The following is a 14,877-nucleotide window of genomic DNA, read 5'->3' as shown; positions in this document are numbered from 1 at the left end:
CTGGACGGTATAGAAATGATGACACTCACTCAAGAACTCTCGCTCGCCGACGCCCAGGGTCGCAGGGTCGGCCGGCGCGGCTGGGCCGCGCTCGTCGTGCTCATGCTGCCGGTGCTCCTCGTCTCGGTCGACAACACGGTGCTCAGCTTCGCGCTGCCGTCGATCGCGCTGGAGATGGGACCGACCAGCGCGCAGCAGCTGTGGATCATCGACGCCTATCCGCTGGTGCTCGCCGGCCTGCTGGTGACCATGGGCACGCTCGGCGACCGGTTCGGACGACGCCGGATGCTGCTCCTCGGCGCGACCGGGTTCGCCGCGGTGTCCGTGCTCGCCGCCTTCGCACCGAGTGCCGCATGGCTCATCGCCGCGCGGGCGGGGATGGGCGTGTTCGGCGCGATGCTGATGCCGTCCACGCTGTCGCTGCTGCGCAGCATCTTCACCGACCGCGACCAGCGGCGGCTGGCGATCGCGGTGTGGGCCGCGATGTTCTCGGCGGGCGCGGCGCTCGGCCCGATCGTGGGCGGTCTGCTGCTGGAGCACTTCTCGTGGGGATCCGTGTTCCTGCTCTCGGTGCCCGTGCTCATCCCGCTCCTGGTGCTGGCGCCCCTGCTCGTGCCCGAGAGCCGCGACCCGAAGCCGGGCCGCATCGACCCGCTCAGCATCGCGCTCTCGATGGCGACGATGATCCCCATCGTCTACGGCATCAAGGAGCTCGCGGTGCACGGCTTCGCGGTCGCGGCGTGGCTGCCGATGCTCGCCGGGCTGGCCTTCGGCGTGCTCTTCGTGCGGCGACAGCTGCGCGCGCGCACGCCGATGCTCGACATGCGCCTGTTCCGTCGGGGGAGCTTCAGCGGTGCGCTCATGGTCAACCTTCTCAGCGTCATCGCGCTCGTCGGCTTCCTGTTCTTCGTGGCGCAGCACCTGCAGCTGATCGTCGGTCTCTCGCCGATGCAGGCGGGTCTCGCGCTCGTTCCCGGTCTTGCGATGATGATCGTGGCCGGACTCGTGGTCGTGCCGATCGCGAAGAGGTGGCCTGCACGCATCGTCGTGCCGGTGGCGCTGGTGTTCTCCGTCGCGGGGTACATCGCGGTGGCCTTCGCCACCGGACCCGAGAGCATCGGAGCGCTCGTGGCGGCCTTCATCTCGCTCGGCATCGGCATCGGCGCCGCCGAGACCGTCTCGAACGAGCTGGTCCTCTCGAGCGCGCCTCCGGCGAAGGCGGGAGCTGCGAGCGCGGTCTCCGAGACGGCGTACGAGCTGGGCGCGGTGCTCGGCACCACCGTGCTGGGCGGCATCCTCACGGCGCTCTATCGCACGAATCTCATCATCCCCGAGGGGATTCCGGATGCCGCGGCCGCGGCCGCGTCCGAGACCCTGGCCGGTGCGGTGCACGCGGCCGGCGAGCTCGGCGGAAGCACCGGTGCGGCACTGTTCGAGGCGGCCGCCGCGGCCTTCGACGCCGGGGTGACCGTCACCGCGCTCATCGGGGCGGCCCTGGTCGTCATCGCCGGGGTCATCGCGGCCACTACCCTGGGAGGGTCCCGCCACAAGTCGTAGGAGCACCATGTCGCGTGTCGTGAAGCTGGCCGTCATCCCGGGTGACGGCATCGGTCCCGAGGTCATCGCCGAGGCGGAGAAGGTGCTGGACGCGGTGACCGCGGGGAGCGCCATCCGCTTCGAGAAGACGCGCTTCTCGCTGGGGGCGACGCGGTTCCTCGACACCGGCGACACGCTCACCGCCGACGACCTCGCCTCGATCAAGGCGCACGACGCGATCCTGCTCGGCGCCGTCGGGGGAGTGCCGGGCGACCCCCGCCTGAAGGACGCCAACATCGAGCGCGGGCTGCTGCTCACGCTGCGCTTCGAGCTCGACCACTATGTGAACCTCCGTCCGTCGAAGCTCTACCCCGGCGTGCCCGGGCCGCTCGCCGAGCCCGGCGACATCGACTTCGTCGTCGTCCGCGAGGGGACCGAGGGCCCGTACGTCGGCAACGGGGGATCGATCCGCACCGGGACCCCGCACGAGGTCGCGAACGAGACGTCGGTGAACACCGCCTTCGGCGTGGAGCGCGTCGTCCGCTACGCGTTCGAGCTCGCCGAGCGGCGCCGCCGGAAGCTCACGCTGGTGCACAAGACGAACGTGCTGGTCCACGCCGGCGGCATCTGGAAGCGGCTGGTGGACGAGGTGGCGCAGGAGCACCCGGACGTGACCGTAGACTATGTCCACGTCGACGCGGCCACCATCTATCTGGTCACGAACCCGGGCCGCTTCGACGTGATCGTCACCGACAACCTCTTCGGCGACATCCTCACAGACCTGGCCGGAGCCGTCACCGGTGGCATCGGCCTCGCCGCTTCGGGCAACATCAACCCCGACGGCGCGTTCCCCTCGATGTTCGAGCCCGTGCACGGATCGGCGCCCGACATCGCAGGACAGCAGAAGGCCGATCCCACGGCCGCGATCCTCTCCGTCTCGCTGCTGCTCGACCACCTCGGGCTGCCCGACGAGGCACAGCGCGTCACCACGGCTGTCGAAGAGGACATCGCGACCCGGGGCGCCGCCTTCCGCCCCACCGCGCACATCGGCGACGCGATCGCCGGGCGACTCCAGGCGTAACCTGGAACCGGCAAGCGCCGTCCCTCCTCGCGGAGCGATCCGCACGAAAGCACAGGCCGTCATGACCCTCATCGATTCCGATCCCGACACCGGACTCGCCCCGCTCGAGTTCAGCGTCCACCGCAACCTGCAGGCCAAGACCCCGCAGCAGCGCGAGGAGATCCTCGCCAACCCCGGCTTCGGCACGAACTTCACCGATCACATGGTCGACATCTGCTGGTCCACCGGCGGCGGCTGGCACCGCCCGCGCGTCCAGCCGTACGGCCCGCTGTCGCTCGACCCGGCCGCGGCGGTGCTCCACTACGGGCAGGAGATCTTCGAGGGCATCAAGGCGTACCGCCACGCGGACGGCTCGATCCACACGTTCCGCCCCGATCAGAACGGCCGCCGCCTCCAGCGGTCGGCGCGCCGGCTCGCGCTGCCCGAGCTCCCAGTGCCGTACTTCATCCAGTCCCTGCGCGAGCTCATCGCCGTGGACGGCGACTGGGTTCCCTCCGGCGACGACCAGAGCCTCTACCTGCGTCCGTTCATGTTCGCCAAAGAGGCGTTCCTCGGTGTGCGGCCGGCGCACAAGGTCGGCTACTACGTCATCGCCTCGCCCGCCGGCGCCTACTTCAAGGGCGGCGTGCAGCCGGTCTCGATCTGGCTCAGCGAGGACTACGCCCGCGCCGGCAAGGGCGGCACGGGTGCGGCCAAGACCGGCGGCAACTACGCCGCCAGCCTCCTGCCGCAGTCCGAGGCCTACGAGAACGAGTGCGATCAGGTGGTGTTCCTCGATCAGGACCGCAATGTCGAGGAACTCGGCGGCATGAACGTCGTGTTCGTCTTCAAGGACGGCACGCTCGTGACGCCGCAGTCCGACTCGATCCTCGAGGGCATCACCCGCGACTCGATCCTGCAGCTGGCCCGCGACCGCGGCCACCGGGTCGAGGGGCGCGCCGTCTCGTTCGACGAATGGCGCCAGGGCGTGGCATCCGGCGACATCGTCGAGGTGTTCGCGTGCGGCACCGCCGCGGTCGTCACACCGATCGGCCTGCTCAAGGGCAAGGACTTCGTCGACGAGCAGCCGACGGGCGAGCTCGCGCTGTCGCTGCGCGAGGAGCTGACCGACATCCAGTACGGGCGTCGCGAGGACAAGCACGGCTGGCTCCTGCGCCTGGACAGCTGAGACCCGATCGCGAAGCCCCCGCCGCACGCGCGGCCGGGGGCTTCGCGCGTCCGGGGCATCGCTAGGCTGAGCGGGTGAGGATCGCGCGCTTCAGCCACAACGACGCCATCAGGTTCGGAATCGTCGACGAGGGCGAGATGGTCGTCCTCGCGGGCGACCCGATGTTCGCGGGCTACGAGACGACGGGGGAGCGCGTCCCGCTCGCCGACGTCGCGCTGCTGGCGCCCGTGATCCCGCGCTCGAAGGTGGTCTGCGTGGGCCGCAACTACCGTGAGCACGCGGCCGAGCTCGGCAACGACGTGCCGCAGGCGCCGATGCTGTTCTTCAAGCCGAACACGTCGGTGATCGGTCCCGGCGACAGCGTGATGCTTCCGAAGGGGTCGGACTTCATCAGCTTCGAGGGCGAGCTCGCGGCGGTCATCGGCCGGATCGCCAAGAACGTGCCGGCCGAGAACGCGCTGGACTACGTCTTCGGCTACACCATCGCCAACGACCTGACCGCGCGCGACTGGCAGAAGTCCGACGGGCAGTGGGCGCGCGCGAAGGGGTTCGACTCGTCGTGCCCGCTCGGTCCCGCCATCGAGACCGAGTTCGATGTGAACGGGCCCGCCGTCATCACGACGCGGCTCAACGGCGAGGTGCGTCAGCAGGGTCCGATCAGCGACATGATCTTCTCGCTCGCCGACATCATCGCGTACGCCTCCGCGGCGTTCACGCTCCTCCCTGGCGACGTCATCCTCACCGGCACGCCCGCCGGCGTGGGCCAGATCACCGCGGGCGACACCGTCGAGGTCGAGATCACGGGGCTCGGAACACTCCGCAATCCCGCGCGCGATGCCTGAGACCCTGCTCCTGCCCGGCGCCGACGACGTGGCGCGCGTGCAGCGGCGCACCGTCGCGGTGCTCTCGCTCGGGCAGGTGCTCGGGGGACTCGCGTTCGGTGCGACGCTGTCGCTGGGCGCCGTCCTCGCCGCCGAGCTCTCGGGCGACGAGGCGTTCTCGGGGCTGGCGGCGGCCGCGGTGACGTTCGGCACGGCGCTCACGGCCGTGCCCCTCGCCGCGATCGCGAGGCGGCGCGGACGACGCCTGTCGCTCACCACGGGCATGGCCGTCGCGCTCGTCGGCGTCGGGCTCGTGATCGCCGCCGTCGCCGTCGATGCCTTCCCGCTGCTGCTCGCCGGCTTCCTCGTCATCGGCGCGGGGCAGGCGGCGAACCTGCAGTCGCGCTTCGCCGCCGCCGACCTCGCGACCGACGCGTCGCGCGGGCGCGACCTCTCGATCGTGGTGTGGGCGACCACGATCGGAGCCGTGCTCGGCCCGAACCTCACCGGGCCGGGCGAGATCATCGGCGCCGCGATCGGGATGCCGCCGCTGACGGGGGCGTACCTGTTCACGCTCGTCGCGCAGGGCCTCGCGATCGTCGTGTACCTCGTCGCGATGCGGCCGGACCCGCTGCTGCTGGCCCAGCGGGTGGTGGCATCCGCTCCCGCCGGCAGCCGCCCGATCGCGCGGGCCGACCGGCCGGTGGCCGCACGCTACGCGATCTTCGCCGTGGCCGCCGCCCACGGCACGATGGTGTCGATCATGGCCATGACGCCGGTCCACCTCACGCACCTCACGCACGGTGCCACCGAGGCGGCCACGCTGTCGATCATCGGACTGACGATCAGCCTCCACATCGCCGGCATGTACGTGCTCTCGCCCGTCTTCGGCATCCTCGCCGACCGCGTCGGGCGCGTCGCGACCATCCTCGTGGGCCAGGCGCTCCTCGCGGCGGCCCTGCTCACGGCGTCGTTCGGCCAGAGCTCGACCACGGCCGTGACCGTCGCCCTCGTGCTGCTCGGCCTCGGCTGGAGCGCGTCCACGGTCGCGGGGTCCACCCTCCTCACCGAGTCGTCGTCCGAGGAGCTGCGGACGCGCCGTCAGGGTTTCAGCGACTTCACCATGAGCATCGTGGGCGGCGTCGGCGCGATCATCGCGGGCGCGGTGCTCGGCGGGATCGGGTACGGCGGACTCGCGCTGGTGGTCTTGGCCCTCGTCGCCGCGTCGGTGCTGCTCGCCCCGCTCGGATGGCGCGCGTCCACACGTCCGGCTGCCGCCGGCTGAGCACTCAGCGGCCCAGCGCCGCCAGCGCGTCGTCGACGTCGTCGGCGTCGTTGAACACGTGGAAGGCGACGCGGGCTCTGCCGGCCCGTCCCGACGCGGTGATCCCGGCGGTCGTCAGCCGGGCCAGCTCGCCGCCGCCGGGGTCATCCCAGGTGACGATGGCCGACGCCCGCTCGGGCTGCGCGATGCCCAGCCCGTCGCGGAACGCCGCGGCGAGCCCGGTGGCGTGCGCGTGCAGCGGCAGTGGGTCGAGCGCGGCGAACAGCTCGAGCGCGGGCGCGGCGCCCACGAACGCCTGCCAGGCGGGGGAGACGTCGAACCGGCGTGCATCCGGCGCCAGGTCGACCTCGGCGCCGTAGCACGACGACCAGGGGTCGTCGCCGGCGTACCACCCGGCCTGGGCGGGGCGCATCCGGTCCCGCAGCCGATCCGACACGGTCAGGAACGACACGCCGCGCGGCGCGCACAGCCACTTGTAGGCGTGGCAGACGACGGCGTCGAAGGCGGATGCCTCCACTCCGAGCCAGCCGACCGCCTGGGTCGCATCGCACAGAGTGAGCACCCCGTGCTCCGCAGCTGCCGCGGCGATCGCGGCGGCATCCGCCACCTCACCGGTCGCCGACTGCACCAGGGCGAACGAGACGAGCGTCGTGGTGGGACGCACGTGCGCGGCCAGGTCCGCCAGCGGGGCGGTGCGGACGCGGATGCCCCGGCCTGCGTGGACGAACGGCAGCACGATCGACGAGAACTCGCCGGCGGGCACCAGGACCTCCGCGCCGTCGGGGAGGGCCGAGGCCACGAGCGCGGCGGCGACGGACGCCTGCGAGCCGATGGCCACCCGCTCGGCACCCACCCCGACCAGGCCCCCGAACAGCGCACGCGAGCGCTCGACGGCCGCGGAGTATGCCGCGATGTCGGGTCGGCCCTCGGCCCAGGTCGCGAGATCCGCGAGGATCGCTTCGCGCGCAGCGCGGGTCGGCAGGCCGACCGTGCACGCGGCGAGGTAGCCGCGACCGCCGTCGAAAGCCCGACGTGCGGCATCCAGCGGCGAGGGGGCGGTGGTGGCAGGCATGCCACCAGGGTGCGCTGGTCGATCCCGTGCGTCTAGAGCAGGTGATTCATGCGACTCATAACGTCGACTTATGCTTGACGGATGAGCGGCACCACCGATGGCGAACCCGGCTTCGACGCGCGCGAGCTGCGCGTCGTGAGAGCGATCGCCGACGCGGGCTCGATCACCGGCGCCGCCACGTCGCTCGGCTACAGCCAGCCTGCCGTGAGCCAGCAGATCAAGCGCCTCGAGCAGCGGCTGGGTGTCGCGGTCGTCGAACGGGTGGGACGAAGCGTCCGCCTGACCGACGCCGGCCGAGTCCTGGCCCGGCATGCGACGGCGGTGACGACGGCGCTGGATGCCGCGGCCGGCGAGCTCGCCGAGCTGCGAGGCCTGCGCTCCGCGCGCGTGCGGCTGATGGGGTTCCCGTCGGCGTCTCCCACGATCGTGCCGCGGCTCCTCGCCGACCTCGCACAGCGGCATCCGGGGATCTCGCTGACGTATGTCGAGGCGGAGCCTCCGGAGGCGGTGGACGCCGTGCGCGGGGACCGCACCGACATCGCACTCACGTTCAGCTACCCCGGCGACCGCGACGACCCGCACGGCTCCAGCGCACGCGGACTCGCGGTGCGCACGGCCGGCACCGATCCGCTGGTCGGGGTCCTTCCGGCCGGCCACCCGGCCGCCGGCTCCGGGGAGCTCGACATCGCCGCCCTCGCCGATGCGGACTGGATCGCGGGGTGTCCCCGCTGCCGGGGCCATCTGCTGGAGCTCTGCGGTCGTGCGGGCTTCGCGCCGCGCATCGCCTTCGAGACCGACAACGTCGTCGCCGTCGAGGGGCTCGTCGCACAGGGGATCGGAGTCGCCACGCTGCCCCGCATGGCCGTGGACTCCTTTCCTCGCCTGCCCGGCGTCGCGATCGTGCCGCTGCCGGCGGGTGAGCAGCGGACCATCCACACGGTGACCGCGCGCGGCGCGGACCGCGTGCCGGCCGTGCGCGCGACGCTGGCGGCGCTCGGCCGCCTGATCGCCGCCTGGCCGGGCATGCCGGCCGACCGCGGGTCGCCCGGCCGGGGTGCGCCCGGCGCGGCAGCCGCGGGCAACTAAACTCGGTGGCGATGTCCTCTTCGCCTGATCCCCGCACCACCACCGCCACCGGAGCGGACGTCCGCGTCCGCTTCTGCCCGTCGCCGACCGGTCTCCCGCACGTGGGACTCATCCGCACCGTGCTGTTCAACTGGGCCTACGCGCGCCACAACGGCGGGAAGCTCGTGTTCCGCATCGAAGACACCGACGCGGCGCGCGACAGCGAGGAGAGCTACCAGCAGCTGCTCGACGCGCTGCGCTGGCTCGAGATCGACTGGGACGAGGGGGTCGAGGTCGGCGGACCGCACGCTCCCTATCGTCAGTCGCAGCGTCACCACATCTACCGCGAGGTGCTCGACAAGCTCATCGCCTCGGGTGCCGTCTACGAGAGCTACTCCACGCCGGAAGAGATCGACGCGCGCAACGAGGCTAACGGCCGCGCCAAGCAGCTCGGCTACGACAACTTCGACCGGGACCTGACCGACGAGCAGAAGGCGGCGTACCGCGCTGAAGGGCGCGAGCCGGCGTGGCGGCTGCGCGTCCCCGACGAGGACCTCACCTACGTCGACCTCATCCGCGGCGAGGTGACGTTCCCCGCCGGCTCGTTCCCCGACTTCGTGCTCGTGCGGGCCGGCGGCGTGCCGCTGTACCCGTTCGTGAACCCGGTCGACGACGCGCTCATGGGCATCACGCACGTGATCCGGGGCGAAGACCTCATGCCGTCCACCGCGCGCCAGCTCGCGCTGTACTCCGCGCTCGTGGACGCGGGCGTCACGACGTTCATCCCGCGCTTCGCCCACATGCCGCTCGTGCTCGGAGAGGAGGGCAACAAGAAGCTCTCCAAGCGCGACCCCAAGGCCGACCTCTTCCTCCAGCGGGAGCGCGGCTTCATCCACGAGGGGCTGCTGAACTACCTGGCGCTCCTCGGCTGGTCGATCAGCCACGACCGCGACGTGTTCTCGCTCGAGGAGCTCGTCGCGGCCTTCGACATCGTCGACGTGAACCCCAACCCGGCGCGCTTCGACCAGAAGAAGGCCGAGTCGATCAACGGCGACCACATCCGGATGCTGCGGCCCGAGGACTTCACTGCGCGCCTGGTGCCGTACCTCGCAGCCGCGGGTGTGGTGGAGAAGTCGCCGACTCCCGCGGAGCAGGCGATGCTCGTCGCGGCGGCTCCGCTCGTGCAGGAGCGGATGCAGCTGCTGGGCGACGCGCCGGGCCTGCTCGGCTTCCTGTTCACCGACCGCGTGACGTACCAGGACGACGCCCTCGCCTCGCTGCCCGCGAACGCGACCGAGGTGCTCCGCGCCTCGGTGGCGGCTCTGGAGGGTGTGCCCGACACCGCCTTCACCGCGGCGGCGGTGCAGGACGCCCTCGCCGCCGCGCTCGTCGCGCCGGTGGCGGACGGCGGCCTCGGACTCAAGCCCCGCGTCGCATACGGGCCGCTGCGCGTCGCGGTGAGCGGGCGTCGCGTATCGCCGCCGCTCTTCGAGTCGATGGAGCTGCTCGGCAAGGCCGAGTCGGTCCGCCGGCTCGGCGCGCTCGCCGACGCGCGCGGGTGACGCCTCGGTTTGGAGCACGTGCCGGGGTCGCGTAGACTCTATCCTCGGCACGGCTTCGGCCCACAGCCTTGGGGTATGGTGTAATTGGCAACACGGCTGATTCTGGTTCAGTTGTTCTTGGTTCGAGTCCAGGTACCCCAGCAGTGAAGAAACCCCCGGATGACCGGGGGTTTCGTGTTTCGCCGCCTAGTGGTGCGGCATCGGCTGCCCCGGCTGCACAGGCCCGATCCGGTAGGGCCGCATCATCTCGTTGTCCTCGTGCTCGACGATGTGGCAATGCCACACGTACTGCCCGGGCGTGTCGAACGCGATCCGCAACCGGGTGACCTCACCGGGATACGAGATGACGGTGTCCTTGACGCCGCTCTCCCAGGGCTCGGCGGCCCTGGTGGTCCCGGGCACCAGCTGGACGGTCCCGGCTTCCTCGTCCACGATGATCGCCTGGCGGTCCACGACCTCGAAGGCGACTTCGTGCACGTGCACCGGATGCGCGTCGCCCGTGGCGTTGTACAGCTCCCAGATCTCCACGTCTCCGACGTCGGGGTTCTCGGTGATCTCATCCGCCCAGGCGTGCGAGGTGTACCCGGCAGGACCCGTAGCCGGGTCACCCGCCACCGTGCCGAGCAGGGCCTCCGCCGGCGCGTCGGGGAAGAACTCCGACATGCGCTCGATGAGCGCCAGCCGCCGGGTGACCGTCGCTGTGGGCGGCGGGGGCAGCGACGGCAGCTGGAGCCACCGGGGCGCAGTGGAGTGATCCGGCGAGCGGACCGGCCCGACGCGGAACTGCATGATCTGACCCGTCGTCTCGGGATCGGCCACGTCGAACGCGTCCGGCGCCTCCCCGCCGGAGAAGGGCTCGTCCGGCCCCACGTTGGCCAGCACGTGCGCGCCCTCGGGAGTGTTCGAGAAGTCGACGATCAGGTCGGCGCGCTCCGCGGGACTCATCAGCAGGCGACCGCCGTTCGTCGACGTCAGGTCGACGGGGGCGGCGAGAAGTCCGCCGTCGTTGCCGATCGCCCACACCTCGACGCCTGGGATCCCGCTGAAGTCGAGCACGAGGAATCGCGACTGGCACCCGTTGAGCACCCGGAAGCGGTAGCGGCACTGTTCGACCTCCAGGAACGGCCACGTGTTCCCGTTGACGATGATCGCGTTGCCGAAGAACTCCGGGTTCCAGATGGGCGAGATGTCGGAGTCCGGCAGGTACGGCCCGGCCACCCCGTCGAAGAACGCCCGGGTGTCGGGGTAGAACAGCGAGCCGTCGGAGTCGAAGGCCCTGTCCTGGATCGCAAGCGGGATCTCGCGGTACGGCTTGTTCGGCGGGAACTTGTCGCCCTCGCGGGGCGCGGGTCCCGGAAGCTCGGCTCGGGCGCCCGTTCGGGCATCGGTCACGGCGTCGTCGCCACCCGGCCCGCCGCGGAGGAGGAAGAATCCCGCCGGCCCCGCGTAGACGTTCAGCCGGGTCATCCCGAGCGCATGGTCGTGGTACCACGTCGTGGCCGCTCTGCCCGTGTTCGGATACTGGGACGTCGCCGATCCCGGTTCCCAGTGCGTGTCGAACCGCGCGGCGGCCTTGCTCGCGAAGAAGTCGTACCAGGTGCCCGTCGTCGCGTAGCCCTCGGGGATGTCCCCAGCGTCGGGCAGATACCAGGCCTCGGCGTACCCGTCGCTCTCGTCGCCGACGTCGATCGCGCCGTGGACGTGGGTGACGATGGGCACGGGGCCGGTGTATGGGCCGGGGGTGGCCTGGTGCATCGGCCGGGAATCGCGGCCGTCGACGCCGCCCGGCGGATTCGCCCAGTGCAGCGTCGGGTCGACGGGCAGGAGATGCGGAAGGTACGTCCCGTCCGCGCGGACGAGATCGTTGATCCAGGTGATGCGCGCCGGCCTGTCGACGCGTGCCTCGATCGTCAGCGACGGGGCGTTGTGGATGAGGAGCGGGTCGCGCCCCCGGCCGTCGACCGGTCCGTAACCCCACACCGTCGTCGCCGGCATGCCGGCCGGAAGGATCTGCTGCTCGAACTGCCGCACCGAGATCTCGTACACGTCGATGGGCTTCCCGCCGCGCCGGCTGATCGTCCCCGTGCGCGGCATCACCGGCGGGATCAGCAGTGCGGTGGCGTACTTCGTCACCGCGTGGGGATTTAGAGTGCCGCCCGGGATGCCGGCCGCCGCGACGGGTATGCGGAACGGCACCTCGCCGACCGTCCCGACGAAGAACAGGCCCAGGCCTGCCCCACCCGTGATCCGCAGGAAATCGCGCCGCGATACCGCGCCCATGCCCGTCTTCCTCCCCAGTGAGCAGGCGGACGTCACTCCGCGCTCACGGTACGCCCGCCGCGACGGCGGGGCAAGACATCCGGTTCGCGACCACCGCGGACGGCACCTACCGGGCGTCGTCGGAGCGCCGTGCGACGAGGAGGGCCAGCTCGGTGCGCGATCGGAGACCGAGCTTGCTCAGGACGTTCGACACGTGGGTCTCGACCGTGCGCCGCGACACGCTGAGCGACTCGGCGATCTCGGGGTTGGTGGCGCCGGTGGCCACGAGTCCCGAGACGCGCTCCTCCGTGCGTGTGAGAGCCTCCCACCCGGACGTCGGTCGCGGCCGGCGCGGCGTGCGCACGGGAATCCCCGCACGACGGAATGCCGTCCTGGCCCGCGTGATCTCATGATCGGCTCCGGCTTCGCCGTACGACTGCAACGCCGCCTCCGCCAGCACGCGGCGCTCGTCGGCCCGGTGAGGGAGCACGCGCGCCGCCAGCTCGCTCGTGCGCGCATGCTGCATTCGCCGGGGCGTGCCCGCCAGCATCCGCGACGCCTCGACGAGCAGATCCGGCGATCCCGTCGCCCGCCCGCGCACGGCCAGGGCGGTCGCGCGAAGGTGGTCGACCCCGGGATTGCGGTCGGCGAGCGCGGTCAGCACGTCGAGCACCTCCTGAGCCTGTGCGAGCGCAGGCGTGCGCTGCGGGCCGTCGGCGTCCGCGACCACGCGCGCGACGTGGACGAGTTCGAGGCCCAGCTCCGCGCAGTCCATCTGCATGTCGCCGTCGCGCAGCTCGCGCCAGCCCTCCCGCAGCACGCCGAAGGCTCGGCCGGCGTCGGGGCCGGCGTGCGCACGCTGGCTCAGGCCGGACCAGATCCAGCTCCGACCGCGTCCCGCCCACCGGGCCCGATCGGGTACCGGATCGAGAAGCCCCGCCCATTCCCCGGCGGCGTCGGGTCCGCTCCGGCGGGCCGCCACGCACGCCCGCAGTCCGAGGATGGGGCCGCTCATGCGCACATCCATCGACCCCACCATCGAGCCGTGCGCCTCGAGCTCGGCCCAGGTGTCCGACAGGCTCCCGACCTGCGCGAGCACCTGCGCCCCGAAGGCGTGCGCGGCGAGGACGCCGGTGCGATACCCGAACTCCTCGGCGGCCCGGACGCTCCGCTGCAGCAGCTCGAGCACGTCGGAGGTGCGTCCGGCGTCGGTCAGCGCGAGCGCCAGCAGGGCGTGCGGGAACGCCTCGATGGATGCGAAGGTCAGATGCCTGTCGGCGACCGCCGTGGCCCGCGTGAGCAGGGCGGTGGCCTCGTCGAGGTCGCCGCGCACGTCGGCGATCTGCCCGCCCAGCGCGAGAGCGAGAGCCTCGGCGCCCGCGTTGCCGACCGCGGCCGCCATCGCGGCGCCCTCCCGGGCCAGGCGCGTGGCGCCGTCGAGGTCACCCAGCATGAAGCGCGGCCATCCGGCGAAGGCGAGGTGCGCCGCGCGGTCGGCCGGCTCCAGCACCTCCGACGCGGCGTACCTCTCCGCCTCATCCCGCGCTTCGGCGTTGCGGTGCTCCTGCATCAGGGCGTGCGTGTACGTCGCCGACAGGCCCGCCAGCACGTCGGAGGGAACGTCGTGCCGGAGGGCGCTCTCGGCGAGTGCGCTCGCCTGCGCGGCGTGGCCGGCGCTCAGCTCGGCCCGGGCGAGGCCGGCGATGGCGCGCACGCTCAGCGGGTCACCCGGCGCGGTCTCCTCGATGACACTGCCCCACAGCTCGGCGGCGGTGCCGGGCGCGCTCACCGCCGCGCCCTCGGCGAGGCGCAGCATCCATGACAGATCCTCCGGCGATGTCGTCGCCTGCAGGAGATGGGCGGCGACGGTGGCCGGCGCGACGTGCGCGTCATCCAGTCGGATCGCGAACTCGCGGCGGAGCTCCGCACGCACCGGGGCGGGCAGGTCGTGCAGCAGCACCTCCTGGATGAGCTGGTGCCGGAAGCCGAGCAGGTCTGCGCCCACCTCCTCCAGGAAACCGGCGGCGAACGCCTCTCGCAGCAGCGGCACCAGCGCGCTCATCGGGCGGCCGACGACCACGCGCAGCTGCGTGACGGAGAACCGGGTGCCCAGCAGCGCGGCGGAGGTCAGCAGCTCACGTGTCGGCGTGCTCAGATGGCCGAGGTGGCGCATCATCACCGTCGCGAGCGACGGTGATGGGCCGACCGGCGCGTCGGTCCTCGCCTCGCCCCGGTCGTCGACGGTCACCGCGCCGTCGCGCAGGAGCGCCCTGATCATCTCGGTCAGGAACAGCGGGTTGCCGCCGGCCGTCTCGACATGTCGCTCGAGGAGGCTGCCGATCCGCCCGCCGGTCAGCCGCTCGGTGATCGCCGTGCACGTCTCGGGGGTGAGGGGGCCGAGCTCGACCGGCACGAGCAGGTCTCGTTCACTGAGGATGTGCAAGAGGTGGTCGAGCTCGGGCGAGGTCTCGTGGCGGGCCTGCGTGCGCATCGAGCCGATGATCAGCAGCGGAAGCTGCCCCAGCGTCCGCGCCAGCCGCGCGAGGAGACGGAGGGAGGCGGCATCCGCCCACTGCAGGTCCTCGAGCACGATGACGGCCGGATTCGCCGCGGCGATGTCGATGAGCGACAGCAGCCTCTCTCCGATCGCGTGCTCGTTGTGGCGCGCGGCGAGGCGCCGGTCGCCGTCGGTCAGCATCGGCGTGAAGGCATCGAGCAGCAGCCCGAGGACGCGACGCCGGTCCATCGCATCGGCGGAGGCCCACAGCACGGTGTGGGTGCCAGGCATCCGCGCCATCGCCGCGCGGATCAGCGACGTCTTGCCGATGCCGCCCTCGCCGAGCACCAGGACGACGCGTCCGGTGGCTCCGCCGCGGGCGGCGATCAGACGGGTGACCTCGGGCTCGCGACCGAGGAACACGACGGCGGTCTCCCGCTCCGTCGCGGTCCGGCCGGTCGCCGAGCGCATGCACCGCCCCCCCATCGCCCCCACAGCGAATCTCTGACACGCTTGCGGTGAGTCTAGGAG

The 14,877-nt window shown here is 72.0% G+C and carries 10 protein-coding genes and 1 tRNA gene; 8 read left to right on the top strand and 3 right to left on the bottom strand.

All coding sequences use genetic code 11. The features are described 5' to 3' along the window. The first annotated feature begins 15 nt into the window (after positions 1-15). The 5 genes from ACWGUG_RS09535 to ACWGUG_RS09515 all read left to right on the top strand — a co-directional run bounded on the left by ACWGUG_RS09535 (position 16) and on the right by ACWGUG_RS09515 (position 5,891). Positions 16-1,557, top strand: a complete 1,542-nt coding sequence (locus ACWGUG_RS09535) for an MFS transporter (protein WP_452324510.1) — start codon at positions 16-18, stop codon at positions 1,555-1,557. A 7-nt stretch (positions 1,558-1,564) separates the two neighbouring features. Further along, the gene (locus ACWGUG_RS09530) at positions 1,565-2,617 is read left to right on the top strand and encodes a 3-isopropylmalate dehydrogenase (protein WP_452324509.1); all 1,053 of its coding nucleotides are present in this window, start codon (positions 1,565-1,567) and stop codon (positions 2,615-2,617) included. A 61-nt stretch (positions 2,618-2,678) separates the two neighbouring features. Continuing rightward, positions 2,679-3,785, top strand: coding sequence for a branched-chain amino acid aminotransferase (locus ACWGUG_RS09525; protein WP_336396884.1), 1,107 nt, complete (start codon positions 2,679-2,681; stop codon positions 3,783-3,785). Between the two features lie 74 nt (positions 3,786-3,859). Then, complete coding sequence (locus tag ACWGUG_RS09520) at positions 3,860-4,627, top strand: fumarylacetoacetate hydrolase family protein (RefSeq protein ID WP_336396885.1); 768 nt, start codon at positions 3,860-3,862, stop codon at positions 4,625-4,627. Beyond that, positions 4,620-5,891: an MFS transporter gene (locus ACWGUG_RS09515; RefSeq protein ID WP_452324508.1), complete on the top strand. Its 1,272-nt coding sequence runs from the start codon at positions 4,620-4,622 to the stop codon at positions 5,889-5,891. The genes ACWGUG_RS09520 and ACWGUG_RS09515 overlap by 8 nt, the downstream gene beginning before the upstream one ends. Positions 5,892-5,895: 4 nt before the next feature. On the opposite strand, the gene ACWGUG_RS09510 is transcribed toward ACWGUG_RS09515, so the two are convergent. Next, on the bottom strand, positions 5,896-6,963 hold the full coding sequence (locus ACWGUG_RS09510; RefSeq protein WP_336396887.1) for an aminotransferase class V-fold PLP-dependent enzyme: 1,068 nt from the start codon (positions 6,961-6,963) through the stop codon (positions 5,896-5,898). Positions 6,964-7,044: 81 nt separating this feature from the next. On the opposite strand from ACWGUG_RS09510, the gene ACWGUG_RS09505 reads away from it, so the two are divergent. The 3 genes from ACWGUG_RS09505 (at position 7,045) to ACWGUG_RS09495 (ending at position 9,731) form a co-directional block, all read left to right on the top strand. Continuing rightward, positions 7,045-8,049: a LysR substrate-binding domain-containing protein gene (locus ACWGUG_RS09505; protein ID WP_452324507.1), complete on the top strand. Its 1,005-nt coding sequence runs from the start codon at positions 7,045-7,047 to the stop codon at positions 8,047-8,049. Positions 8,050-8,060: 11 nt separating this feature from the next. Further along, complete coding sequence (gene gltX, locus ACWGUG_RS09500; protein WP_336396889.1) at positions 8,061-9,590, top strand: glutamate--tRNA ligase; 1,530 nt, start codon at positions 8,061-8,063, stop codon at positions 9,588-9,590. A gap of 69 nt (positions 9,591-9,659) precedes the next feature. Beyond that, positions 9,660-9,731 (top strand) — tRNA-Gln (locus ACWGUG_RS09495). A 45-nt stretch (positions 9,732-9,776) separates the two neighbouring features. On the opposite strand, the gene ACWGUG_RS09490 is transcribed toward ACWGUG_RS09495, so the two are convergent. Then, complete coding sequence (locus tag ACWGUG_RS09490; RefSeq protein WP_452324506.1) at positions 9,777-11,870, bottom strand: multicopper oxidase family protein; 2,094 nt, start codon at positions 11,868-11,870, stop codon at positions 9,777-9,779. Between the two features lie 106 nt (positions 11,871-11,976). Further along, complete coding sequence (locus tag ACWGUG_RS09485) at positions 11,977-14,817, bottom strand: helix-turn-helix transcriptional regulator (RefSeq protein ID WP_452324505.1); 2,841 nt, start codon at positions 14,815-14,817, stop codon at positions 11,977-11,979. Positions 14,818-14,877 lie beyond the last annotated feature (60 nt).

The sequence above is a fragment of the Microbacterium sp. NPDC055455 genome, from assembly GCF_053619935.1.
Note: the sequence above shows the minus strand (reverse complement) of the source record. Positions and strands in the feature narration are given on the sequence as shown.